Genomic DNA, 23,727 nt, shown 5'->3' on the forward strand with positions numbered 1-23,727 from the left:
TTCTCTTTAAAAATAAAAAATCCTCCTTGGGCGGCTGGAAAATTACAAGGCGGGGGGTTCGGGAGGGGGGGCAGGCGGCCTGCGAAACTTCAGAGCCCGCACCGCCTCCTTAATCTTCCGGCGAACCAGGCGCAGGAAAAAGAGCTCCGGCAGCCAGCACAGCCTGATGAAACCGAGCGCCAGCTGGAGGGTAAACCGGGCCGGCAGGAAAAGGAGATGAAGGGCCAGGCCAAGCACCCGGAGGCAGAAACGGAGGAGCCTGCCGCACCGAAGGAAAAAATGAAAAAGAACCACCCTGACCCGGGGGCTGAGATATTTCAGGTAAGCTCCCAGGCCTGCCGGAATAATGAGGAGCGTGTAAAAGCGCACCTCCCCGCCGGTTGCTAAAAAAAGAATCCCGAAGACCAGGGCGGCGCAGAGGACCCAGAAGAAAAAATCCGCCACCTGGGTGCAAAACCAGCCCGGGCGCAGGACCGACCGGAGGACCCGGTAGCAATCAAAAAGGAGCCCGATTCCAATCCCGGCACCCAGATTCAAAAAAAGAACGAGAAAGTCCCGGGCCACCGTTTCGTTCATTTGAGGAGGCGCTCTAAAATATTTTTCCCTTTTGCCTTCAGCTTCTTCCCCCGGTGCTCGCTGTATTCAAGCGAGGTGATCAGCCCCTGAACCATCAGCTCCCCGGCGGTCAAATCCAGGTGGGTGATGTGCATCCCTTCCCCCCGCAGGATAAGCAGCCCGATTTGGGTTTCGAGGACAATCTCCCCTGCATCGAAGCTCACAACCTGCAGGACCCCCGTCGCTTCCAGCCTTTCCCGGTTCGTTATGGTGACTTCCTGGTTCGTTCCCGGCATCTCCCGCCCCTCCTCTCCCCTTTGTTTTAAAGCAAAAGCCGGCCCCTTTACCTTCCATATTATGCCTCTAAACCCCTGAATATAACTTTCCAGCCGTCAGGAGCGGAACGCAAAAATAAAAGAGAACCGGAATCAATCCGGTTCTGAATTCCAGGAAATCTGGAAGCCTTTAGCTTTCCTTTCCTCCGGGCCGGCGCAGCTGTTCGTAAAGAATCTTCCCGATCCCGGAAAAACCCCGTCTGGCCAGGAGCAGGGCGTACTGCTCATCCAGCAGATCTTCGTAGATCGCCCTTTCAGAGCTTTTTTCCAGCAAGCCTCCACGCGGGATTGTCTTCCGCATCGCCCTTAAAAGGTAATGCCAGAAGATGCCCTCAAGCTCCTGACAGGCTTTTTTCAGCCTTTCGTCTTCCGGTTTCTCCCCGGCACCATGCCGCACTTCCGCGCTCCCTTCAGCGCTTCGCGGCAAATCTGGAGGGTGCAACGCACCGACCGCCATTTATTTCCCACCCCTCACAGGGCACGCAACGCCCGAACTCCCAACAACCGGCGCGGGAGAAGCTAGCGGCGCAGGTTGTTAGCGATCTGCAGCATCTCATCCGCCGCCTGAACCGCCTTCGAGTTTAGCTCGTAGGCGCGCTGGGCGGTGATCAGGCTCACCATCTCCTCAACCACCTGGACATTTGACGACTCCAGGAAGCCCTGCTCCACCGTAACATTCTGGGAACCGTTTTCACCCACCTCTTGAGGTTCTCCGGAAGCTGCAGTTGCCCTATAAATATTGCGACCCAACTTTTCCAGCCCCGCGGGGTTTATAAACTGAACAATTAACAGTTTATCCACCTCCTGCGGTTTAGAATCCTCTGAAGACAAGTAAGTAATTGTTCCGTCTGCGGATACACTTATTTCTTTAGCCTCTGGTGGAATTTCGATGTCGCCGTCCTCACCCTGAACAAGATAGCCATCGGTGGTAACAAGGCGGCCTTCTCCATCAAGCTTAAAGCTTCCATCACGGGTGTACAATTCTTCATCTCCAGGACCTTTAACAACAAAAAACCCCGGGCCTGACAGGGCCAGATCCAGCGGATTTCCGGTCGGCTGGAGGCTCCCCTGCTGGAAGATCGTGTGGGAGCCTGCAGCTCTCACCCCAAGCCCCACATCAATGCCTGTGGGAGCGCCGGCGGCCCCCCCTTCAACGGCCACGGGCCTCCTGATCGTTAAATACAAAAGATCCTGAAATTCAGGCCTGACACGCTTAAAAGCAGTGGTGTTGACATTTGCCAGATTGTGGGAAATAGTGTCGATGTTAAACTGCTGCGCGGTCATCCCGGAAGCAGCAGTATAAAGCGCCCTCAGCATAAAGCTCCAACCCCCTCTAAAAACCTCTTCAAACAGTTTCTCCCCTGATTTCTCTTCCCGGAAAGGTAATTCGTCCATCAGGTTTCTCGTGGCGAACCTTCGGGAAAGAAAGGCTTGAGGAAAAGACGACCCGGGCACCTCGGTCGGTCGGTGCCGGAGGGGGCTCCTGTCAAGCAGTCCGCCCCGAACTCTCATCTGGCTGGGCCAAAAAAGCAGCCTCTCCCTATCTCACGCGTCCGACTTCATTCACCACCTTTTCCAGGGTGCTGTCAATTGCCTGCACCACCTTCTGGTTCGCTTCATAGGCACGCATCACGGCAATCAGGCTGGCCATCTCTTCCACAGGATTCACGTTGGAGCCTTCCCGAAACCCCTGCTTTACCTCGTAATCCACTCCCGCAACGGGCTGGGGCTCCCCCTGGAAAAGAGAGTTGCCGACCTTTCTCCAGCCTGCCCCTGCGCCCCCGGGCGGCCCCGCAACCAGCGCCAGCCTGGGGATCTCCTGCCCGGCCGCATTAACCGCCCCGCGCAAAGAACCATCTGGGCCCACCTCAAGCTTTCCGTCCGAAACATAGATTTCCTCCAGCTGCCCGTTGCGCTCCCCCAGGACCGCAAGGTTTGCCGTTGTAACAAGGCGGCCGGTCCCGTCAAGCACAAAACTCCCGTTCCTGGTATAAAAAGTCTGCCCTCCGGCGTCCCGGACCGCAAAGTAGACATTTCCCCGCAGGGCGAGGTCCAGCGGATTTCCCGTCTCCTGCCAGATTCCGGGGCGGTAAGATGTGGCCACCGCGTCTACGACAGATCCCGTTCCCAGGGTCCCAATCCGGGGGGGAGCCTGCAACCCTGCACCGAGCTCGCCCCGAACCCGGTCCCGGCAGCGGACAAGGAGCATCTGAGGAAAGGATCTGAGGGCCACCTCGTCCCGGCGGTACCCCGGCGTGCCGGCATTGGCCAGATTATGGGAGATCACGTCGGACTGAACCTGTTTTGCCATCATCCCTGCTGCTGCAGTGTAAAGCCCCCGCACCATTTTCTCACCCCCTTGACTGCCAGTTTCCCTGGATACTAAATACTACCTTTTTCAACGAAATCCTGCAAAAGCAAACAAAAAATTCCTTCAAAAGTCCCAAGCCGAAAGAGAAAAAAGGCGGCAACCCGGTCCGCCGCCTTTATGCTGCTCCTTCAGGCCTGCACTTACACTACCCTCCGTGAGTTGCGCGTGTTTTGCAGAATGTGCAGCATTCCCAGAGCCTTCCCCGTGCCCAGGGCCACGCAGGAAATGGGATCCCGGGCAACATGCACCGGGAGGCCGGTCTCTTCGCTGAGCAGGCGGTCCAGGCCATGGAGCAGGCTTCCGCCCCCGGTGAGAACGATCCCCTTGTTAATGATATCGGCAGCCAGTTCCGGAGGCGTCCGCTCCAGCACTTCCTTCACCGCGCTCACCACCTGCTCAACCGGCTCCTGGAGGGCCAGGTAGCTCTCCTCCGCCGTTACCCGGATCGTCTTCGGAAGCCCCGAAACAAGGTCGCGGCCCCGGATTTCCATTCCTTCGCCCGGCTCCTTCGCCCGGGGGTAAGCAGTCCCGATTTGAATCTTAAACTCTTCGGCGGTGCGCTCTCCGATCATCAGGTTGTACTCTTTGCGGATGTACCTGATTATCGCCTCATCAAACTTGTCCCCCCCGACCCGGAGGGATTTGCTGCAAACAATTCCTCCCAGGGAGAGAACCGCGACATCGGTCGTCCCGCCCCCGACATCCACAACCATGTTTCCGCTCGCCTCGGAAATGGTAATCCCTGCCCCGAGCGCGGCGGCCAACGGCTCCTCAATCAGGTAAGCCTGGCGCGCCCCGGCCTGAAGCGCCGCCTGCCTTACGGCCCGCTCCTCCACGCTCGTGACTCCGGAGGGGATGCAGACCATCACGCGGGGGCGGAAAAAAAGGCGACGCCCCACCGCTTTTTGAATGAAGTACCGCAGCATCCGCTCCGTAACATCGTAGTCGGCGATGACGCCGTCCCGGAGCGGCCTCATGGCCACGATGTTTCCGGGCGTACGGCCCAGCATCTGGCGGGCCTCTTCACCGACCGCGATCATCTTTCCTGTATTTTTATCGATCGCCACAACCGAAGGCTCATTTAAAACGATTCCCTTTCCTTTCACGTAAACGAGTACACTTGCCGTGCCCAGATCAACCCCGATATCATCCACCCAGAACATCCTTCCGCCCAGTCCTTTCCTCAAATAACAGTGCCTGTCCTTCTCATTTCGAAAGAGAAAACAAGGTTCTCCGTTTTCTTCGACATTTTTTTCCGAAATCCTGTCATTATCTTCAAAATTTTCTTTATCAACTTCCGCCTTTTCAAACCTTCAGTCGCCCCGGTACTTTTTGCGGGTCGCCTCTCCCCCCCTGATGTGGCGCTCGGCCTTGTTGAGCTCCAGAATATTTCTCACCTGAAGCGCCAGCTGGGGGTTGATCTTGGGAAGCCGTTCTGTCACATCTTTATGAATTGTGCTCTTGCTGACACCGAAAACCTGGGCAGTCTGGCGCACAGTAGCTGCTGATTCCAGGATGTAGTGGCTTACCTCCAGGACCCGGCGGCGGATGTACTCTTGCATTCTGATCCTCCCCTGGTTCCGAGTTTAGTACATTTATATGAACCGGGAAGGGAAAAAGACTAACGGGACAGGCCGGAGAAGACGAGTTAATTTTGCATAATCTGAAATCGATGCGTGCATACTACAGTTGAAAAGCTCCAAAAGGAGGTGAGGATGTTGGCCAAACTTACTTCGAAAGAGCTAGGTTTAATTGAAGACAGCCTGCGCCAGGAGCAACTCATGATTCAGAAATTCGGTTTTTATGCCAATCAGGCAACTGATCCAGAAATCAAGAGTCTGTGTCAGAACCTGCGCGATATGCACCAGCGCCACCTGGACACCCTGATGAGACACCTGAACGAGGCGGCAACGCTCTAAGACGGCAGGAAAAAAGGAGCGGTGCAGGCCAAAGCAGCACTTCAACCACCAGAAAGGAGGATAAAAATGCCTGAGCATAGAATAAGCGACCAGATCTGTGCAGAGGATCTCTTATCAAGCCAGAAGTTCCTGATGGGCAACTACAACACCGCCATCTACGAGTCGGCCAACTCTGACCTCCGGAAAGATTTCATGGAAATTCACCGGCAGGAGCAAGACGGCGCCCAGAAGGTTTTTAACTTTATGAATCAGAAGGGCTGGTACAAGCCTGCTGCTGCCGATCCCAAGATGATCTCCGAGGCGAGGTCAAAAGCCCAGCAACAAATGGGCGCGCAGGGCGGCGGTGCCGCCGGTCGTTTTATTTAACAGGAACGTCGTTTTAAGTGTCCTCAATCAAAATCAAGGGGAGTTAAGCTCCCCTTGATTTTTTAATGGGCTTGATGCTCCAACAGGAGGACTTAAAAGAAATTGCGAGAAAGAGTAAGAAAACACCGCGCCGGGAGGTGGTTTGATGCCGGAAAGCTCCGGCGGACTGTTTCGAAACATCACCGATGTGCCCGGGATACTCCTCGGCCATGCCTCGGATTATGAAGCACTGACAGGCTGCACCGTGGTGCTCTGCCCCGAAGGGGGAACAGGGGGTGTCGCGGTGAGGGGTGCTGCCCCGGGCACCAGAGAAACAGATTTGCTGCGCCCGGGGTGCCGGGTGGAATTGGTGCACGGCATTGTTCTTGCAGGGGGCAGCGCTTTTGGCCTCGACGCTGCCTGCGGCGTCGTCCGGTACCTGGAGGAGAGGGGTTGCGGGTACGATACGGGGATCGCCCGGGTCCCCATTGTCCCGGCAGCAATCATTTTCGACCTGCACATCGGCAGGAAAGATGTCCGCCCCGACCGGGAAATGGGATACGCCGCCTGTCTCGCCGCGGCCAGGGGAAAAATCTCCGAAGGATGCATCGGAGCGGGAACCGGCGCTACGGTGGGCAATCTCCTGGGGCCCTCCTTTGCCACGAAAGGGGGTCTGGGGTCCTGGTCCCAGCGGCAGGGAGACTTAATCGTGGGAGCGGTTGCAGTCGTCAACGCCCTGGGAGATGTCGTACACCCCGTTACGGGAGAAATTTACGCAGGACTGCGCCACCCGGAGCGCGGCGTCTTCCTGAACACGAAGCAGTTAATGGCAAAGGGAGAGGTGGGCCGGATCTTTCCCGGAACGAGCACGGTCCTGGGCGTTGTAGCAACAAATGCTGCGCTCAACAAGGAGCAGGTCAACCGGGTCGCCGCCCTCAGCCACCTGGGACTGGCGCGCACCATCAGCCCGGCCCACACCGGATACGACGGTGACGCCGTTTTTGTCCTGGCGCGGGGTGAGGTGCAGGCAAACCCGGACCAGGTGGGGATCCTGGCTGCGGAGTGCATGGCTCATGCCATCATCCGGGCGGTGCGGGAGGCCTGGTCCCTGGGCGGGATTCCGGCAGCCTGCGACCTCAAAAACCGGGGCTCCAAAAAATAAAAACACCGCTGACTTACCGCCGGCCTTTGCCGGAAGCAGAATTGCGGTCAGAAACTTTCAGCTGGACGCCCCGGTAGTAGTAGGTCAGAATCTGCCGGTATGTCCGCCCCTGCAGGGCAAGGCCCTGAGCACCGTACTGGCACAGGCCTACGGCGTGGCCATACCCGCGCGTGGAAAAAATTACCTGGTTTCCGGTCGCCCTGACGGTGAAATCGGTTGACCGCAATCCCAAACTTTCCCTGAAATCAACCCCTCTGAAGACCCGGGTCCCCACCCTTACCTTCTTGACCCGGCCGCTCCGGGTCCGTTCCAGAACCTGGACCGGCCCCCCCAAACCCTGCCCCGCAGGAACGGCGCTTTCGTTCAACCCCAGGCGGGCAAAAAAATCCTGAAGAGATAAGCTCGCAAGAACCGGCTGCATCCGGTGGGGGGGGTCCCAGGTGCAGGGAACTCCTTTCAAATAAGGGACCTCGCGGCCCCAGACTTCAACCGCGTCTTCCGTCCCCTTCCCGCCGCAGCTTGCATGGTAAACCGGGTCGATCAACCGATCCTGATAAACCAGCACCTCCCCGGTTGTGGCCCTGACCGCATCCGCGATCCGCCCGTAGTAAAAGTGAAAGCGCACCAGGCCCCACCTCCTGCGCATTTCGGCGCGGGGAATCCAGGCCTGGCAGTGGCCGGGATCCGCGCAGAGGTGGGCGCCGGGGTGTTTTTCATCACGGCTCCCGGAGGTGAGGCGGTGCAGGGCGTAGGTTCGCGCAGCAACAGCCTGAGCCTTCAAGGCTTCCGGGTGAAAAGAGGCCGGCATTTCTGCAGCAACAACACCAATGAGGTATTCCTCAAGCGGGAGGGAAACCACCAGGTCCGGCTCGATTTGCAGCCGGATCTCAGGCCCCCGTGGCCCGGTGCCTGACGGGAGCTTTTCCCGGCTGCAACCCCGCGCCAGCAGTGCGGGAAGCCCAACCAAAATCAAGGCGAGCATAAGGACGGCAAAGCCCAAGCGCCTGCAACCCAAAATAAAACAAAACCTCCCCGAAGGCGGACATTTCCCTGTTACCCTATTTATGAAAAAAGATGGCATGTTAGACCGGAATAAAAAAGTGCGGCTCGCGCACAGGCCTCCGGAGTGCCGCCGAAGGCCGGCAATGCCCGCACGGGATCGCAAGGGAGGAAGATTACTGGACCGTCCAGCCAAAAGCGGGAGCAAGCGGTTCGTTAGAGGCTGGCGGCCTGCTCCGTGAGCCGCCGGATGCGGGCTCCCAGGCGCCGCAGCTTCTCCTCAAAATCTTCGTAGCCCCGGTCCAGGTGGTGAACACAGCTGATCTCGGTTTTCCCCCATGTTTTCAGGGCGGCGATCACCAGCGCCGCCCCCGCCCGGAGGTCCGGCACCTCCACCCGCGCCGGGTGGAGGCACTTGACCCCCCGGATCAGGGCTGTCGCACCGGAAACTTCAATTAAGGCCCCCATCCGGCGCAGCTCTTTTGCATAGAGAAAGCGCTCCTCAAAAACAGTTTCCACAATCCTGCTGGTGCCGGCCGCCGTCGTCAGGAGGGCGGCAAACTGCGGCTGCAGGTCCGTGGGAAAACCGGGGTACGGAGAGGTCCGGATCCGCAAGGCGGTAAGCTTGGGGGGAGCGGCCACAAAGAGCTCGCCATCCCCCACTTCTACCGCCGCCCCGGCTTTCCGGAGCTTCTGAATGACGGAGCGGAGGTGCGCCGGGTTTGCTTTGAGAAGGCGCACCTGCCCCCCTGTTGCCGCTGCCGCAACCATGTAGGTTCCTGCCTCAATGCGGTCGGGAATCACCGTGTGGACTGCCCCCTGCAAAGAGGGTTTTCCCTCAATTCGTACCACCCGCGTTCCCGCCCCCGCAACCTTTGCCCCCATTTTATTCAAGAAGCGCGCCAGGTCCTCAATCTCCGGCTCCGCGGCGGCATTGAGCAGGGTCGTGGTACCCCGGGCGCAGGCAGCAGCCATCATGATGTTTTCTGTGGCGCCAACGCTGGGAAACTCAAGGCAAATCTCATTTCCCGTCAGGCGTTCGGCGGTTGCCGTGACATACCCTTTTTCAACTGTAATTTCCGCTCCTAAAGCGGCCAGCCCCTTCAGGTGCAAATCAACAGGGCGCTTTCCGATGGCGCACCCCCCCGGGAGGGTCAAACGCGCCCTCCCGCACCGGGCGAGCAGGGGCCCCATCAGCAAAAAAGAGGCCCGCATTTTTCTTGCGTGCTGGTGAAGCCCATCTGTAACCTGCAGCTCCCGGGCCTGAACCGCAACCTGGCACCCTTGCATCGACACCTGGGCCCCAAGCTCCTCCAGCATCTGGATCATAATCCTGGTATCGGTCAAACGCGGCACCCCACAAATTACACACCGCTCCGGGGTGAGGAGAGAGGCAGCAAGAATCGGCAAACTGGCGTTTTTAGAGCCGCTGATCTCTACATCTCCGGCCAGACTGGTGCCACCTTCGATCAAGAGCATATCCTCCAAAATTTCTCCTGCTTCGTAAACTGCAAAAATCCCGATTTAAAGCAGGATCCACCTCCTGAACCCAAAATTTCATCATAATTTGAGTAATTCGCCGTTTCAGGCAGGAATCCTGCCCGAAGCTCCCTAATACTCACTGGATATTAATGGAGTTCCCAGATAAACAAAGGTCGCACCAGAACCGGGAGGAGAGGCAAGCGCAACATTGATGTTTACCTTTTTCCTGCCAGCCCGCACCGCATCCGAAAAAAACGGGGTATAGCCCACGAGGCTCAGGTACTTTTCGGTCTCCAGGGAACCGGTAACGCTCCCCCCCAGATCGCGAAGCACCCCTTCTCCCCACACCAGCCGGGCTCCAGGCTCAAGCCTGCAGGGGAGCCTCCCCTTCACGGTAAGGTACAGCCCGTGCTCGCTCCCAAGACCGAGAGAGGCAAGGGCCCTTCTGAACCTTTTCTCCCAGAGCAGGGAACCCTGCCCGCCAGGCGGCACGTGCGCCTTCAGCATTACATAAACCAGATCATGCGGGCCGGCCTTGCTCAGCTTCTGCAGGGTAATGCAAACATCGGCGCCCCCAGCAAGACGCGCCCGAAAGCGCATCCCCTCACCCTGCAGAGTATGCACCGGACTGAGGCTCCCCCCCGAGATCCCCAGAGCACCCGGGAGATTCAGCTCTTTCCAGATCTCCTCCGCTTCGCCCCTTTTCCTGGCCACAGCCCAGCCTTCCAGATCGAAACCGTCAATTTCGACCCCTTTCCGCTCCAGCAGAGCGGCAAGCTCAGGAAGACAGGGTTTTTCCCTGCTCCCCCGGCCTTCCCCCGGCAGGAAAAAGGTCAACAAAACACCCAGGATCACAACAAAAAGCAATCCCTTTTGCGCCGCTCCCTGCTTCAACTGCCCTCCCCCCTGATGCCATTTTCTTCCTAATATTTTTGCCCACCCCCTCGGGCTTTATTCCCAAAATAAAAAAACCTGGCGTAAACCAGGTTCTCAAAGGGGAAGAAACTACAGTAATTACAGTGGATCCTTCGCCTCGTATGCGGCGGCCTTCAAGCGTGCCAGGGCGCGCCGGAGCGCCAGTTCGGCGCGGACGTAGTCTAAATCCGTCTCTTTCTCGCGCAGGCGCCTGAGCGCCCTGTCCCGCGCCTGCTGCGCCCGGAGCACATTGATATCCTCTCCCCGCTCGGCGGTGTCGGCAAGAATCCGCAGGGTGTTTTCCTTTACTTCAAAGACCCCCGTGCTGCAGGCAACCCAGTGGAATTTTCCCTCGCGGCGGTATTTGATCACACCGATTTCCAGGCCTCCAAGAAAAGGGGCGTGGTTCCGCAAAATCCCCAGGAAACCCTGGGCTGCCGGAATCACGACAGCCTCTACCTCTTCTTCCACAACAAGGCGCTCGGGGGTGATGATCTCCAGTTTAAAGGTTTTTCCCTTCTTCGCCCGTTCTGCCACCTCAGCCGACAGCCTCCAGTTCCCGGGCGCGGGCTACGACCTCATCGATGGTGCTTGCCATGTAGAAGCACTGCTCGGGCACCTCGTCATGCCGGCCCTCGAGAATTTCCTTAAAGCCCCGGACGGTCTCCTTAATCGGCACGTAGACACCAGGCCGGCCGGTGAAGGCCTCCGCCACAAAGAAGGGCTGGGACAAAAAGCGCTGGATCTTCCTCGCCCGGGCCACAATAACCTTGTCTTCCTCCGACAGCTCATCCATCCCCAGAATCGCAATGATATCCTGGAGGTCCTTGTACCGCTGGAGCACCTTCTGGACACCCCGCGCCACATTGTAATGCTCTTCCCCGACCACTGCCGGGTCTAAAATCCGCGAGGTGGAATCGAGCGGATCAACGGCGGGGTAGAGACCGAGTTCGGCGATCTGGCGGGAGAGAACGACGGTCCCGTCGAGATGGGCGAATGTTGTGGCCGGCGCAGGGTCTGTCAGGTCGTCTGCAGGAACGTAAATCGCCTGGACGGAGGTGATCGATCCCTTCCGCGTGGAGGTAATCCGCTCCTGCAACAAGCCCATATCCGTCGCCAGGGTAGGCTGGTATCCCACCGCAGAAGGCATCCGTCCGAGCAGGGCGGATACTTCGGAACCTGCCTGGGTGAAACGGAAAATATTGTCAATGAAAAGGAGCACGTCCTGGCCTTCCTCATCCCGGAAAAATTCCGCCATCGTCAGCCCCGTCAAACCCACCCTGAGCCGCGCTCCCGGCGGCTCGTTCATCTGGCCGAAAACCAGGGCGCACTTCTCGATAACCCCGGACTCCTTCATTTCCAGCCAGAGGTCGTTGCCCTCCCGGGTTCTTTCCCCGACCCCGGAAAACACGGAAAAGCCTCCGTGCTCGTACGCGATGTTCCGGATCAGCTCCATGATGATAACAGTCTTCCCTACCCCGGCGCCGCCGAAAAGCCCGATCTTTCCTCCTTTCGCAAAGGGGGCGAGGAGGTCGATCACCTTGATCCCCGTTTCCAGCATCTCCCGCGCCGGGCGCTGCTCCACCACCGATGGGGCAGGGCGGTGGATCGGGTAGTACTGTTTGGCTTCAACAGGACCCAACTCGTCAATCGGCTCGCCCAGGACGTTGAAGATCCTCCCCAGGGTCTCCCTTCCCACCGGAACCTTAATGGGGGCCCCCGTGTCGAGGGCGCGCATCCCCCGCCGCAGCCCGTCCGTCGAAGACATCGCAACACACCTGACCGTATTGTTGCCCAGGTGCTGCATCGCCTCCAGGGTGAGATTGATCTCCTGCTTCAGGGTTGCCCTGATCTCCTTATCCTGGTCCTCGCTGGTAATTTTCAGGGCGTTAAAAAGATCAGGAAGCTGGCCGGGAGGAAATTCAATATCAACTACAGGTCCGATTACCTGAACCACACGGCCGTAGTTCTCCCCATTCACCTCATCAAACCTCCTTATCCTTTCAGTGCTTCCGCGCCGCCGACAATTTCAGCGATCTCCTTCGTAATTGCTGCCTGCCGGGCTTTATTAAACGAAAGGGTCAACTGCCGGATCATTTCCCCTGCGTTTTCTGTGGCGTTGCCCATCGCCAGCATCCGCGCCGCGTGCTCGCTTGCCTTCGCCTCCAGCAGGGCAAGGTAAAGCTGGCTTTCAATGAAACGGGGCAAAAGCATCTCCAGCACAGCCTCCGGGTCCGGCTCAAAAAGGTAATCCCGCATTTGCTCCCGCTCCCCTTCTTCGAAGGTGAAGGGTTCCACGGGCAAGAGCCTCGCAACCACAGGCCGCTGCCGCCCGACAGAAATAAACTCGGTATAAATGAGGTTGATCTCATCCAGAATATTTCCTTCGTAAAGGCTGATTAAAGTGCGGGCAATCCCCTGCGCCTGGGCAAGGGTAGGGTCATCCCCAAGGGCGAGGAATTCCGCCAGAAAAGTGAAGCCCCGGCGCCGGAAATAATCCCGACCCTTGCGCCCTACAACAATCAGCCCCTTTTCCCCTTCCTCCGCGAGCTGCACCTGCGTCCTGCGGATGACGTGGGCGTTGAAGGCGCCGCAAAGCCCCCGGTCCGAGGTGAAAACAACGTAGCCGACGCACCGGCGCTCCCGGGGCACAAGAAGTGGGTGGGTTACCTCCTCCAGGGTGCATACCACCCGCCTGATCATTTCCCGGATCTCCCGCGCATAGGGCCGGGCTGCTGCAACTTTATCCTGGGCGCGGCGCAGGCGCGCCGCGGCAACCATTTCCATTGCCTTTGTAATCTGCTGGGTGTTTTTAATGCTCCGGATGCGCCGTTTGATGTCCCGCATGTGCTCCGGCATGGAGTACTGTCACCACCTTGAAATTTCTCAGGCAGACTTCTGGATTGCAAAGGCGGCGCCAAATTCTCCCTTGAACTCCCTGATCGCTCTGTTCATCTGGTCCATCAGCTCATCTGAAAGCGCCTTTTTCTCTCTAATTTCCGCCAGGATCCCGGGGTAGCTGCTCCTCAGGAACCGGAGGAATTCCCGCTCGAACTCCCGGATCGACTCTACAGGAAGATCATCAAGAAAACCGTTGACCCCTGTATAAATCACCGCGATCTGCTCCTCGACGGGCATCGGCTGGTACTGCCCCTGCTTCAGAAGCTCGGTCATTCTTTCTCCGCGCGCCAGGCGAGCCAGCGTAGCCTTATCCAGGTCGGAACCGAACTGGGCAAAGGCGGCCAGTTCCCGGTACTGGGCAAGGTCCAGGCGAAGCCTTCCGGCAACCTGGCGCATCGCCCGGATCTGGGCAGCCCCCCCGACCCGGGAAACGGAAATTCCCACGTTGATCGCGGGCCGGATCCCTGCGTAGAAGAGGTCGGACTCCAGGTAGATCTGCCCATCTGTAATCGAAATGACATTAGTCGGAATGTAGGCGGAAACGTCCCCCGCCTGGGTCTCAATGATCGGCAGGGCAGTGAGAGAGCCCCCGCCCATTTCGTCGCTGAGCTTTGCCGCCCTTTCCAGCAGGCGGGAGTGAAGGTAAAAGACATCGCCCGGGTAGGCCTCCCTTCCCGGCGGGCGCCGCAGGAGGAGGGAAAGCTCCCGGTAGGCCACCGCGTGCTTGGAGAGGTCATCGTAGACAACCAGGACATCCTTGCCGTGGTTGTACATGAACTCTTCGCCCATCGCGCACCCGGCATAAGGCGCGAGGTAGAGGAGGGGAGCCGGATCGCTGGCGGTTGCGGAAACCACAATGGTGTAGTCCATTGCTCCTGTTTCTTCAAACTTTTGAATTACCCCGGCCACAGTGGAAGCCTTCTGCCCGATGGCCACGTAAACGCAGATCACGTCCTGGTCCTTCTGGTTGATGATCGTATCCACCACGAGGGCGGTTTTTCCCGTCTGGCGGTCCCCGATAATCAGCTCCCGCTGTCCCCGCCCGATGGGAATCATGGAGTCAATGGCCTTCAAACCGGTTTGCAGGGGCTGCTTGACCGGCTGGCGCCGGACGACGTTGGGAGCCGGGGATTCCACAGGACGGAAGCGGTCGGTCTCGATCGGCCCTTTCCCATCCAGGGGCTGCCCTAAGGAATTCACAACCCTCCCGATGAGAGCGGGCCCCACCGGGACCTCCACAATCCTTCCCGTGCTTCTTACAACATCCCCCTCTTTGATATGGGCATAAGGCCCCAGCAAAACAACCCCGATGTTATCCTCCTCCAGGTTGAGGACCATCCCGTAGATATCCCCCGGAAAAAGAAGCAGTTCCCCCGCCATGGCATTTTCCAGACCGTAGACGCGGGCGATTCCATCCCCAACCTGAATCACCGTTCCCACATCTGCTACTTCGATCTCCGTCTGGTAGCGTTCAATTTGCGTTCTGATGAGGGAGCTGATCTCTTCGGCACGAATGCTCACTCTATCCCACCTCTAGCTTTCCTAAAGACTTTTGCGCGAGGCGCGCACCCAACAGCTCCAGGCGTTTGGTGACGCTCCCGTCGAAAACCCGGTCGCCCACCTTCACAACCAAGCCGCCGATCAGTTCGGGCCGGGTATCTACCCGGAGTTCGATCTTTTTCCCGGTAATTCTCTCCAGGGCAAGGCAAAGCCTGGCTTCCAGCTCCGGGTCGAGGGGAAAGGCGGTCTTTACCTCGGCAACGGCAATATTCCGCTCGGCCCTCAGAAGGGCAAAATAAGCCTCGGAAATGGCCTCCAGGTAACGCTCCCGGCGCTTGTCGATGAGGAGTTCGAGAAAACCCAAAACCAGGCGCGAGACGCGGTTCTCCCAGAGTTCCCGGACGATCTCTTTCTTGCGCCGGATCGAAATCCGCTGGTGCCCCAGCAGCTCCTTGAGGTCCGGCTCCTGCCTGAGAAACCCGACCAGAAGCCGGAGGTCGGCTGCCACCTCATCGAGCCTCCCGTGTTCCCGCGCCACGTGAAACAAGGCATCGGCATACCGCCGCGCGAGCGCCTGCTGAATCAATGCAATTCCCCCACCTCATCGAGAAACTGCTCCACCAGGCGCGTGTGGTCCTCCCTGGTCACCGTACGCCCGAGGATTTTTCCCGCGGCCATCACGGCAAGGGCGGCAACCTCCTGGCGGAGGGCCTGCACTGCCTCGTCCCGCTCCCGCTGGATTTCGGCGCGTGCCTTTTCCAGCAGCGCCGCTGCCTCATCGCGGCCCTGCTCAAGGAGGCTTGCCCGCGCCTCTTCGCCGGCTTTTACGGCGCGCGCCACAATCTCCTGCGCCTCCTGCTCGGCTCCCGCCAGTTTTTCGCGGTACTCGGTTAATAAGGCTGCTGCTTCACTCCGGGCCTGTTCCGCCTCCTGAATATTGCGCGCAATTTCGGCCCGGCGGTGATCGAGAAACCGGAGGACAGGTTTATAAAATAAAAGATACAAAATTGCGAGAATCACCAGAAAGTTGATGATTGCCCAGACAAAGGTGTGCCATTCTATTTCCACTTTTCGGTCCCCTCCGTCTCGCGTGAGTAGGCCGTTAACCCGAGGGGCGTTTGAGCCACGCCCCCGGGCATCCCTCCGACCTGAAATCTAACCCATTTTCCCGAGCAGCATAAAGGCAATCAACAAACCGTAGATGGTCAAGGCTTCCATAAAAGCCATCGCAATAATGAGCGTTGTCCGGAGCTCCCCGGTAACCTCCGGCTGGCGGGCAATTCCCTCCATTGCTTTCCCTGCCGCAGTACCTTGCGCCAGGGCAGGACCGATTGTAGCAATCCCCATCACAAGCGCTACTGCCAACGCGATAATGGCGGAAGTCACGATTTCCTCCCTCCTTTCTCTCCAGAAAAAACTTTTAGTTCCCAGCTCTCACATCCCGTTCGATTCAGCCCGGTTTTCGGAACCGGTGCTTTTTTGCCTTCCGGGACTTCCAGATTATGGGAACTTTTATCTTCAGTGGGCCTCAGCGGTGGCATTGGCAATGTAAATTGCGGTGAGGGTTGTAAAGACCAGAGCCTGAATAAAGCCAAAGAGGAGGCCCAGCATCTGCATGGGAATTGGTGAAAAATAAGGCGCAAGGCTGAACAAAACCGCGACCACGGTTTCCTCTCCAAAAATATTACCATAAAGACGGAGGGAAAGGGATAACGGCTTGACAAATTCCTCAATGATGGTCATCGGGAGAAAAACGGGAATTGGCTCGATGAAGTGCTTCAGGTATTTTAAACCCTTTTCCCGGACGCCGGCGATCTGGACCGAAAAAAACACCACAATGGCAAGCCCTGCCGTAACACTCCAGGTGCTTGTAGGCGGCCTGAAACCCTTGACGTGGCCGGCCCCGGGCAAAACGCCCGACCAGTTGGAAAAGAGAATAAAGAGGAAAAGGGTGGCCAGCAGAGGGAAGTACCGGCGCGCCTTTTCTGGCCCCAAAATGCCGCCGAAAAAGTTGAGCAAGGCTTCCACGGTGAACTCGACCAGGTTTTGAAGCCGGCCCGGCACCATGTTCAGGCGCCTCGTGACAAAGAGGCAGATGATTAAAAGCACTCCCATAATCGCCCACATCGTTGTGACATAGCTCGTAACGGGTAAACCAAAGATAGAGAACAGAATATCGCTCCCGTGACTCCCGTGCATTTTTGACCCCTTTCTCCGTCTTTTTCATTTATGAAGACCGGGCAAGGCCCGGGAATCAGGCCTGATGTCAGGTTACCAGATCCGCCTGTTTTCTGCAACCCCCGACAGGACAAAACCGAAAAACTACTTTTTCGGGGCTCTGGAAGTTTTCCGGCTCTTCAGGTACCGCAGGATAGATATGTGCATCATGACCGTGAGCCCCGCCGCGGTCCCTGCAAGCATCCACATGTTCCGGTAAACCGCAAAGAGCGCGGCGATATTAATAAAATAGCGGACAATATAGCAGTTGATGATCGCCAGCATCCCCTTATCCGGCGGCTGGCCCTCGTTTTTTTTAATCACTCTCTTCAAATAGTAATGGTTGAAAACACTGACGCACGACCCCCACAAAAAGCCGATTAAAAATGATTTCAGGAGCACCGCGGTTCATCACTCCTTGCCCCCTTCTCGGAGTGATTGGTTGATCAGCCGGAATACGCCGCGGAAACCTGCTGCAACCCCAAAAAGGGAAAAAATCATGGTAAGCCAGGGATTTGTATAATGAATCCAATTTTGTAATAATTTGTCCAGGTAGTGCCCCATATAATACCCGATAAAAACAGATGCCGCCATCGTAATCCCGATATTGGTCATCAACCCCAGAGCACGCCATACCGAGGCACCTGTACCCCTTTTCTTAACCAAAGACGCTCCACCCTTTTAGCAAAACGAAGGTTCACATTGTTATTCGCCTTAACAACTCAAATTCCTTCCTTGCTTCAAAAAAATCTTCGAGGTTCAGGTTTAAAATCGGCCGGCGGAGCAGCCAGATCAAAATACGAGAGGAGAGCCTGGACGATGCGCCGGGCAGCCCGCCCATCCCCGTAGGGGTTGACAGCGTTCGCCATTTCCCTGTAAGCTCCTTCATCTTCAAGCAGGCGCGCCACCTCCTGCTCCACCCGGGCGCGGTCCGTTCCCACAAGCCTGGCGGTCCCCGCGGCGACCGCCTCGGGCCGTTCTGTCACCTCTCGCAGGACGAGCACCGGCTTGCCAAGGGCGGGGGCCTCCTCCTGAACCCCCCCCGAATCGGTGAGAACGAGGTGCGCCCTCTTCATCACGTGAACAAAGGGGAGGTAATCAAGCGGCTCTGTAAAGTAAATCCTCTCTGCCCCCGCGAGCACCCGGTTGACCTCCTGGCGCACTCCCGGGTTTTTATGCACGGGAAAGATGATGCCGAGATCCGGGAAGCGGCGGAGAATCTCCCGCAGGGCCAGGTAAACCTCGCGCAGGGGTTCCCCCAGGTTTTCCCGGCGGTGGGTGGTTAAGAGAATGACACGCCGGTTTTCTTCAAAAGGGCGCGCCAGGTCCGGCTCAAGCCGGTACGGCCGGGCCAGGGCGAGATGAAGGGCATCAATAACCGGGTTTCCGGTTACAAAAATCTTTCTTTCGGAGATACCTTCTTTAAGCAAAGACCTCCTGGCGGTTTCCGTAGGGGCAAAGTGAAGATCCGCCAGGTGAGAGGTTAAGACGCGGTTGACCTCCTCGGGAAAGGGAGCGTATTTCTCGTACGTCCGGAGCCCTGCCTCCACATGACCCACCGGAATCTGATAATAAAAGGCTGCCAGCGCCCCGGCAAAGGTGGTTGTGGTATCCCCCTGAACGAGGACAAAATCAGGCCGCTCCTGCGCGAGAACCCTCTGGAGCCCCTGCAGGGCGGCCCCGGTGATATCAAACAGATCCTGACCCGGGCGCATCAGGGCCAGGTCGTGGTCGGGCTGCAGGTTGAAGGTGTGCAGGACCTGATCCAGCATTTCCCGGTGCTGCGCCGTCACCACGACCCGGCTCTCAACAACTGCATGGCACTGCAGCTCCCTGACGACAGGCGCCATTTTAATTGCCTCGGGGCGCGTTCCGAAAATGCTTAATACCTTAACTTTCTTTCCCCGTGTCACTTTTCTCTGTTTCCCACTCCAGCCTAAGATAGTCCTTTTCAATCAGTTTCCTGACATGGCGTTCCAGGGCCGCCCCGATGTCCGCCCCATACTTTTCCTCCAGCACAAAGAGCAGGGAGACTGCCGTCTGCGCCACATCCAGCAGTTCGCGCAGGATCAGGTTAACCACCCGCTCCTCATCCAGGGTTGCGCGCTCCCCGCTCAACCCCCGGAACTTTCCGATCGCCTGGGCAAGCTCCCCGGCCTCCTCCATCAACTTGAGAGCTGTTGATTCAAGAGTGGGAGAAAGATTATTCAGGCGCGGGAGCGCGATCGTTTTCATCTTCAGGTCCAATCTGGTCCTCCTCTCCCTTGCGTTGCTGTCCGAAACAGACAAGGCGGACCCCCGCCTCGGCAAAAATGTTCAGGGCAAGCCGGTCGGGGTAATCCCCTTCGAAAAAGACCTCCCTGATCCCTGCATTGCAGATCATCTTTGCACACAGGATACAGGGCTGGTGCGTGATATAAAAGGTTCCCCCCTTAATGCTGATCCCGTGCAGTGCCGCCTGGATAATGGCGTTCTGCTCCGCATGCAGGCCGCGGCACAGTTCATGGCGCTCTCCCGAAGGAACGTGGAGCTTCTCCCGCAGGCAGCCCACATCAGTGCAGTGGGGCAGGCCCGCCGGGGCCCCGTTGTATCCGGTGCAAAGAATGCGCCGCTCTTTCACAATAATCGCACCCACCTGCCGCCGCACGCAGGTGGAACGCCGGGCAACCACCCGCGTGATTTCCATGAAGTATTCGTGCCAGCTGGGCCGACCCAAACAGCTCCCTCCCCTATTCAGAATAAAGGGGAAAACTGGAGCAAAGGGAGCGGACGATCCGGCGCGCCGCCTCCCGCTTCGCTTCTTCACCCGGATAGGAGATCACATAGTGAATCGCCGTCGCAATCTGCTCCATTTCCTTTTCCTTCATCCCCCGCGTTGTGACGGCAGGAGTTCCAATCCGGATTCCGCTCGTAACCTGGGGGCTCTGGGGATCAAAAGGAATCGTGTTCTTGTTGACCGTAATCCCCACCTCATCCAGCATTGCTTCCGCTTCTTTTCCGGTCAAATTTTTGTTGCGAAGGTCAACCAGGATCAGGTGGGTGTCGGTCCCTCCGGAAACGAGGTTGAAACCGTATTCTTTCAGAAACCCGGCGAGGGCGCGGGCGTTCGCCACCACCTGGCACTGGTATTCCCGGAAATCCTCGGTCTGCGCCTGCTTCAGGCAAACGGCCTTTGCCGCGATGACGTGCATCAGGGGGCCCCCCTGGGTCCCGGGGAAAACCGCCTTGTCGATTTCGGCAGCATAGCGGGCCTGGCATAAGATCAGCCCCCCGCGCGGCCCCCTCAGGGTTTTGTGGGTGGTTGAAGTTACAAATTCGGCGTGAGGAACCGGGTTGGGGTGAAGGCCCGCTGCCACCAGCCCGGCAATGTGGGCCATGTCTACCATGAGGTAGGCCCCGACCTCTCTCGCAATTGCTGCAAAAGAGGCAAAATCGATAATCCGGGGGTAGGCGCTTGCCCCCGCAATAATCAAGCGCGGGCGAACGGTGCGCGCCAGCGTCCTCACCGCATCGAAGTCAAGAAAACCGTTTTCGTTCACCCCGTAAAAGTGGGCCTCGTAGTAGGTGCCCGAAATGCTTACAGGGCTCCCGTGCGTGAGGTGGCCGCCGTGGCTCAGGTTCATCCCCAGCACCCGGTCCCCCGGCTTGAGGACCGCATAGTAAACGGCCATATTGGCCTGGGTTCCTGAGTGGGGCTGGACGTTGGCATGTTCTGCCCGGAACAATGCCTTCGCCCTCTCCCGCGCCAGATCTTCCACGAGGTCGACAAACTCACAGCCCCCGTAGTAACGCCTTCCCGGGTATCCCTCGGCGTACTTGTTGGTCATCACGCAGCCCTGGGCAGCAAGAATCGCCCTGTCAACGAAGTTCTCCGAGGCGATCAGTTCCAGGTTTCCCTGCTGGCGCCGCTCTTCTGAGAGGATGGCGTTGGCCACCTCGGGGTCCACCGGCATCAAGTATTTTACAATTTCCTCCATTTCTGTACCCCCTGTTTATCGTTCACCACGCGGCAGGTGGTGGTGCTGCAGGCCCTCACCGCAACAGTATTTTTCTTCCAGCAAACGGATCTTGGCAAGCCGGCGAGCATGGCGGCCTCCCGCAAAACGCGCCTGCAGCCAGGCTTCGACAATCTCGCAGGCAAGGCCCGGCCCCAGCACCCTTTCCCCCAAAGCCAGAATGTTCGCATCATTATGCTCCCGTGCGGCGCGGGCTGTAAAAGGATCCTGGCAAAGGGCCGCCCTGATCCCGGGAACTTTATTGGCCGCGATCGTCATCCCGATCCCCGTGCCGCAGATCAGGATCCCCTGGTCGCAGGCCCCGCTTGCCACCGCCTCGGCCACCACCCTGGCGATATCGGGGTAATCCACGGGCTCGGGATTCTCCACGCCGAAATCCGTGAACTCCACCTGGCGGGAAACAAGGTACTCCTTGACCCTCTCTTTGAGCTGAAAACCTGCATGATCACTGCCGATTGCGATATGCAAACTTCCCACCCCGCAAACCTTCAGGAAAAATTTTCGCCGCCAAACCCTTTTTTTCCTCTTTTTCTGACCCCCCGGAAGCCGGCCTATCCGTTCAGCTTCTGGATCAGCTTCTCGATCGCCCTGGCAAGCTCCCGGGCGCAATCCCGGTAGGCCTCGCGGGGCTGCCCGTAGGGATCAGGAATGTCGTAGCCGGCAAGCTCGGCTTCGATTTTTCTGATTTCCCGCGTCTCCGGCCGGACCTCCTCCGCAAGAAGCTCCTCCCAGGCGGTGAGCTCATTCTCAATTTCCTGGAGGCGCTTCAAAATTTCGGATCTTTCCTGCTCCAGCCTGCCGATTGCCCCGCTGTACGCGGCCCGAAATCTTTCCTTCTTTTCCTGAACCCTCCTGATCAAATCCACCAGGCGGGCCTCTCTCTCCCTCCGGGCGGCGGGATCCAGAAACTCCTTTAAGATGAAGACCTTCCCCCGCGCCTCGGGGTAGAGCTCCAGGAGCTGGCGCTTCTGGCTCGCCGTCATGGTAAAAATCAAATCCGCCGCCTGCGCCATTTCCCGCGTCAGCTGCACCGCCCGGTGCCCCGAGAGGTCGAGCCCTTCATCTGCCAGAACAGAGAGCGCCTCCGTACTGGCGGGCGCGCCGGGCAGAGCGGCCAGCCCGGCTGAAGCCACTTCCACCTGGTTCTCCAGGTTGGAGCGGCGCAAAAGCTTTCGGGCAAGAGCCTCCGCCATGATGCTGCGGCAGGTGTTTCCGGTACAGACAAACAGGATTCGCAAGACTATAACCCCCCGGAAAGATTAAATTAAAAAAACAGCTTGAGGCCGATCCCTGCCAGTACCAGGCCCCCGATGGTCTCGGCCCAGCTTCCCGCCCGGCGGCTAAACCAGCGGCCCAGAACAAGACCTGCTGCAGTCATCAGTCCGGCCACAACCCCCAAAAGAAGAACGGTCCAGGAAAACCGCGCCATGAAGGCACCCAAACTGACCCCGGCGCCGAAAGAATCTACGCTGACGCCCCAGCTCAAGGCGAGGAGGGTGCTCCACCTCTGCAGGGGGGCGGGGGCCGGGCGCTCCATGAGGCAGCGCGCCTCCCGGAGGCTGCAAACCTCGCCGCGCCAGGGGAATCCGTTCCAGACCATCTGCAGCCCCAGGAGGATTAAAATTCCGCCCCCGATCCAGACGGCTACCCTTCCGATCAGCCCGCCGAGGAGGGAGCCAACGCAAACGCCGGCGAGGGGCATGAGGATGTGAAAAATCCCGACAACCGCAGCCGTCCTGAAAACATGATTGCGGGAAAAAGCGCTCATTCCCATCCCCAGCGCGAGCGAAAAAGCATCGGTTCCCAGGGCAACCGCCACCAGCAGCACCGTAAGCAAATCACTCAAGGAAAAGACCGCCTTTCATGCAGGCACCTCTTCACAGGATGCGGTTCTCTGCAGCCCGGCATAAACGGTTCATCACGGCAAGGCCAATGCCTGAAGCGGGAATTGCCTCAACCAGAATCACATCAACCCCCGCGTCATCACAATTCCGGAGCGCGCTGAAAAGCCTGCCTGCAATCTCCTCCGGGCAGTTCCGGGAGCCCAGGATTTCCAGGTATGCGGGGAGGATGCCCTCTGCCTGATAGAAGGGAAAATTTTCGGTTGTAGCCAGGACTCCCGCCCGCACGCCAGGGTGCTCGGCAAGGTAATTCTTAATTTTGGCAGCCTGTTCCTGCGGGGTGCCTGACACCAGCAACACCCGCGCCGCAGGAGCGTAATGCCTGAACAGGGTGCCCGGGCTCGGCGCCACGTCAAGCTCCCCTTCCGCCGCGCCGATCCCCCCTTGAAGCACCGCGGGGTGGAGCAGGATTTCCGTTTCAAGGACCCTTTCCAGCTCCTCCCGAGAGACTCCTCCGGGGCGGAGGAGAACAGGGCGCGGCCCGCTCAGGTCAAGGATTGTGGACTCCACACCGACTTCGGTGGCCCCCCCGTCCAGGATCAGGTCGATTCTGCCCGCCAGGTCCTTCCAGACGTGCCCGGCGCAGGTGGGGCTGGGGCGCCCCGAAATGTTCGCGCTCGGCGCCGCAATGGGAACACCGCTTGCCTCGATCAGGGCAAGGGCGACCGGATGGGCCGGCAGGCGCAGGGCGACGGTGGGAAGACCTGCGGTAACCTCGTCTGGCACCCCGGCGCCCCGGGGGAGGATCAGGGTCAGGGGGCCCGGCCAGAACCTCCGGGCGAGGGCTTCTGCCGCCGGCGGCCAGCAGGCAACAAGGGTGCGCGCCTGGGCGAGGGAGGCAATGTGCGCAATCAGGGGGTTCCCGCGCGGCCTCCCCTTGGCCCGGAAAATTTTCATGACCGCCTCCGGGTCCAGAGCATTGGCGCCCAGCCCGTAAACAGTTTCGGTGGGAAAGGCCACCGTTCCGCCCTGTTTAATCACCTCTGCCGCTGCTGCAATCACGGCAGGATCCGGGTGCTCCGGATCTACGCGCAGGATGCGTGTTTCCAGACGGTTTTCCATAACGGCCACCCAGTTTTAGAATTTCCTGCTTCCCTTCAGCTTAACCC

Annotated in this window: 31 protein-coding genes; 3 read left to right on the forward strand and 28 right to left on the reverse strand. The window is 58.6% G+C overall.

Translation table 11 applies throughout. The annotated features are described in order from the left end of the window. Window positions 1-42: 42 nt before the first annotated feature. The 7 genes from HPY58_03525 to spoIIID all read right to left on the reverse strand — a co-directional run bounded on the left by HPY58_03525 (window position 43) and on the right by spoIIID (window position 4,823). Window positions 43-576, reverse strand: a complete 534-nt coding sequence (locus tag HPY58_03525) for a hypothetical protein (GenBank protein ID NPV28721.1) — start codon at window positions 574-576, stop codon at window positions 43-45. Further along, entirely contained in the window at window positions 573-851 is a 279-nt protein-coding gene (yabP, locus tag HPY58_03530) for a sporulation protein YabP (protein ID NPV28722.1), read from the reverse strand. The genes HPY58_03525 and yabP overlap by 4 nt, the downstream gene beginning before the upstream one ends. A 169-nt stretch (window positions 852-1,020) precedes the next feature. Beyond that, window positions 1,021-1,347 carry a hypothetical protein gene (locus tag HPY58_03535; protein ID NPV28723.1) on the reverse strand — a complete coding sequence of 109 codons (327 nt, stop codon included), beginning with the start codon at window positions 1,345-1,347 and terminating at the stop codon, window positions 1,021-1,023. Between the two features lie 62 nt (window positions 1,348-1,409). After that, window positions 1,410-2,207: a flagellar basal-body rod protein FlgG gene (gene flgG, locus HPY58_03540; GenBank protein ID NPV28724.1), complete on the reverse strand. Its 798-nt coding sequence runs from the start codon at window positions 2,205-2,207 to the stop codon at window positions 1,410-1,412. A 223-nt stretch (window positions 2,208-2,430) separates the two neighbouring features. Then, entirely contained in the window at window positions 2,431-3,237 is an 807-nt protein-coding gene (locus HPY58_03545; GenBank protein ID NPV28725.1) for a flagellar hook-basal body complex protein, read from the reverse strand. A gap of 164 nt (window positions 3,238-3,401) precedes the next feature. Then, the gene (locus tag HPY58_03550) at window positions 3,402-4,424 is read right to left on the reverse strand and encodes a rod shape-determining protein (protein ID NPV28726.1); all 1,023 of its coding nucleotides are present in this window, start codon (window positions 4,422-4,424) and stop codon (window positions 3,402-3,404) included. Between the two features lie 150 nt (window positions 4,425-4,574). Further along, entirely contained in the window at window positions 4,575-4,823 is a 249-nt protein-coding gene (spoIIID, locus tag HPY58_03555; GenBank protein ID NPV28727.1) for a sporulation transcriptional regulator SpoIIID, read from the reverse strand. Window positions 4,824-4,979: 156 nt separating this feature from the next. On the opposite strand from spoIIID, the gene HPY58_03560 reads away from it, so the two are divergent. From HPY58_03560 to HPY58_03570, 3 genes are all read left to right on the forward strand, one after another. Next, a complete protein-coding gene (locus tag HPY58_03560) occupies window positions 4,980-5,180 on the forward strand; it encodes a ferritin-like domain-containing protein (GenBank protein NPV28728.1) in 201 nt (66 codons plus the stop codon). Between the two features lie 66 nt (window positions 5,181-5,246). Then, window positions 5,247-5,546: a spore coat protein gene (locus HPY58_03565; GenBank protein ID NPV28729.1), complete on the forward strand. Its 300-nt coding sequence runs from the start codon at window positions 5,247-5,249 to the stop codon at window positions 5,544-5,546. Window positions 5,547-5,691: 145 nt separating this feature from the next. After that, window positions 5,692-6,687, forward strand: a complete 996-nt coding sequence (locus tag HPY58_03570) for a P1 family peptidase (GenBank protein ID NPV28730.1) — start codon at window positions 5,692-5,694, stop codon at window positions 6,685-6,687. Between the two features lie 13 nt (window positions 6,688-6,700). Here HPY58_03570 and spoIID read toward each other — a convergent pair whose 3' ends face one another. From spoIID to HPY58_03675, 21 genes are all read right to left on the reverse strand, one after another. Then, window positions 6,701-7,768, reverse strand: a complete 1,068-nt coding sequence (spoIID, locus tag HPY58_03575; protein ID NPV28731.1) for a stage II sporulation protein D — start codon at window positions 7,766-7,768, stop codon at window positions 6,701-6,703. 134 nt (window positions 7,769-7,902) lie between these two features. After that, window positions 7,903-9,165 carry a UDP-N-acetylglucosamine 1-carboxyvinyltransferase gene (murA, locus tag HPY58_03580; protein NPV28732.1) on the reverse strand — a complete coding sequence of 421 codons (1,263 nt, stop codon included), beginning with the start codon at window positions 9,163-9,165 and terminating at the stop codon, window positions 7,903-7,905. Between the two features lie 132 nt (window positions 9,166-9,297). Beyond that, a complete protein-coding gene (locus tag HPY58_03585) occupies window positions 9,298-10,062 on the reverse strand; it encodes a hypothetical protein (GenBank protein NPV28733.1) in 765 nt (254 codons plus the stop codon). 120 nt (window positions 10,063-10,182) lie between these two features. Beyond that, window positions 10,183-10,620 (reverse strand): F0F1 ATP synthase subunit epsilon, encoded by a 438-nt coding sequence (locus HPY58_03590; GenBank protein NPV28734.1) that lies wholly within the window; start codon window positions 10,618-10,620, stop codon window positions 10,183-10,185. Window position 10,621: 1 nt separating this feature from the next. Further along, a complete protein-coding gene (gene atpD, locus HPY58_03595; protein NPV28735.1) occupies window positions 10,622-12,064 on the reverse strand; it encodes a F0F1 ATP synthase subunit beta in 1,443 nt (480 codons plus the stop codon). Window positions 12,065-12,078: 14 nt separating this feature from the next. After that, on the reverse strand, window positions 12,079-12,942 hold the full coding sequence (locus HPY58_03600) for a F0F1 ATP synthase subunit gamma (GenBank protein NPV28736.1): 864 nt from the start codon (window positions 12,940-12,942) through the stop codon (window positions 12,079-12,081). Between the two features lie 27 nt (window positions 12,943-12,969). After that, entirely contained in the window at window positions 12,970-14,505 is a 1,536-nt protein-coding gene (locus tag HPY58_03605) for a F0F1 ATP synthase subunit alpha (GenBank protein ID NPV28737.1), read from the reverse strand. A 1-nt stretch (window position 14,506) separates the two neighbouring features. Further along, the gene (atpH, locus tag HPY58_03610) at window positions 14,507-15,070 is read right to left on the reverse strand and encodes an ATP synthase F1 subunit delta (protein ID NPV28738.1); all 564 of its coding nucleotides are present in this window, start codon (window positions 15,068-15,070) and stop codon (window positions 14,507-14,509) included. Continuing rightward, window positions 15,067-15,552, reverse strand: coding sequence for a F0F1 ATP synthase subunit B (gene atpF, locus HPY58_03615; GenBank protein ID NPV28739.1), 486 nt, complete (start codon window positions 15,550-15,552; stop codon window positions 15,067-15,069). Before atpF ends, atpH begins: the two co-directional genes overlap by 4 nt. Before the next feature lie 87 nt (window positions 15,553-15,639). Next, window positions 15,640-15,831, reverse strand: coding sequence for an ATP synthase F0 subunit C (gene atpE, locus HPY58_03620; protein ID NPV28740.1), 192 nt, complete (start codon window positions 15,829-15,831; stop codon window positions 15,640-15,642). 171 nt (window positions 15,832-16,002) lie between these two features. Then, window positions 16,003-16,683, reverse strand: coding sequence for a F0F1 ATP synthase subunit A (gene atpB, locus HPY58_03625; GenBank protein NPV28741.1), 681 nt, complete (start codon window positions 16,681-16,683; stop codon window positions 16,003-16,005). Window positions 16,684-16,806: 123 nt separating this feature from the next. Continuing rightward, on the reverse strand, window positions 16,807-17,103 hold the full coding sequence (locus tag HPY58_03630; protein NPV28742.1) for a hypothetical protein: 297 nt from the start codon (window positions 17,101-17,103) through the stop codon (window positions 16,807-16,809). 9 nt (window positions 17,104-17,112) lie between these two features. Further along, window positions 17,113-17,367: an AtpZ/AtpI family protein gene (locus HPY58_03635; GenBank protein NPV28743.1), complete on the reverse strand. Its 255-nt coding sequence runs from the start codon at window positions 17,365-17,367 to the stop codon at window positions 17,113-17,115. A gap of 74 nt (window positions 17,368-17,441) precedes the next feature. Beyond that, window positions 17,442-18,551: a UDP-N-acetylglucosamine 2-epimerase (non-hydrolyzing) gene (wecB, locus tag HPY58_03640; GenBank protein NPV28744.1), complete on the reverse strand. Its 1,110-nt coding sequence runs from the start codon at window positions 18,549-18,551 to the stop codon at window positions 17,442-17,444. Between the two features lie 40 nt (window positions 18,552-18,591). Continuing rightward, a complete protein-coding gene (locus tag HPY58_03645; GenBank protein ID NPV28745.1) occupies window positions 18,592-18,942 on the reverse strand; it encodes a nucleotide pyrophosphohydrolase in 351 nt (116 codons plus the stop codon). Next, window positions 18,905-19,417 carry a cytidine deaminase gene (locus HPY58_03650; GenBank protein NPV28746.1) on the reverse strand — a complete coding sequence of 171 codons (513 nt, stop codon included), beginning with the start codon at window positions 19,415-19,417 and terminating at the stop codon, window positions 18,905-18,907. Before HPY58_03650 ends, HPY58_03645 begins: the two co-directional genes overlap by 38 nt. Window positions 19,418-19,430: 13 nt before the next feature. Then, window positions 19,431-20,678, reverse strand: a complete 1,248-nt coding sequence (locus HPY58_03655; GenBank protein NPV28747.1) for a serine hydroxymethyltransferase — start codon at window positions 20,676-20,678, stop codon at window positions 19,431-19,433. A 15-nt stretch (window positions 20,679-20,693) separates the two neighbouring features. Beyond that, window positions 20,694-21,185 carry a ribose 5-phosphate isomerase B gene (rpiB, locus tag HPY58_03660; GenBank protein ID NPV28748.1) on the reverse strand — a complete coding sequence of 164 codons (492 nt, stop codon included), beginning with the start codon at window positions 21,183-21,185 and terminating at the stop codon, window positions 20,694-20,696. Window positions 21,186-21,268: 83 nt separating this feature from the next. Continuing rightward, entirely contained in the window at window positions 21,269-21,955 is a 687-nt protein-coding gene (locus HPY58_03665) for a low molecular weight protein arginine phosphatase (protein ID NPV28749.1), read from the reverse strand. A gap of 26 nt (window positions 21,956-21,981) precedes the next feature. Beyond that, entirely contained in the window at window positions 21,982-22,563 is a 582-nt protein-coding gene (locus HPY58_03670; GenBank protein NPV28750.1) for a manganese efflux pump, read from the reverse strand. Between the two features lie 31 nt (window positions 22,564-22,594). Next, entirely contained in the window at window positions 22,595-23,668 is a 1,074-nt protein-coding gene (locus tag HPY58_03675; protein NPV28751.1) for a threonylcarbamoyl-AMP synthase, read from the reverse strand. Window positions 23,669-23,727 lie beyond the last annotated feature (59 nt).

It is taken from the genome of Bacillota bacterium, assembly GCA_013177945.1.
GTDB lineage: Bacteria > Bacillota > DSM-12270 > Thermacetogeniales > Thermacetogeniaceae > Ch130.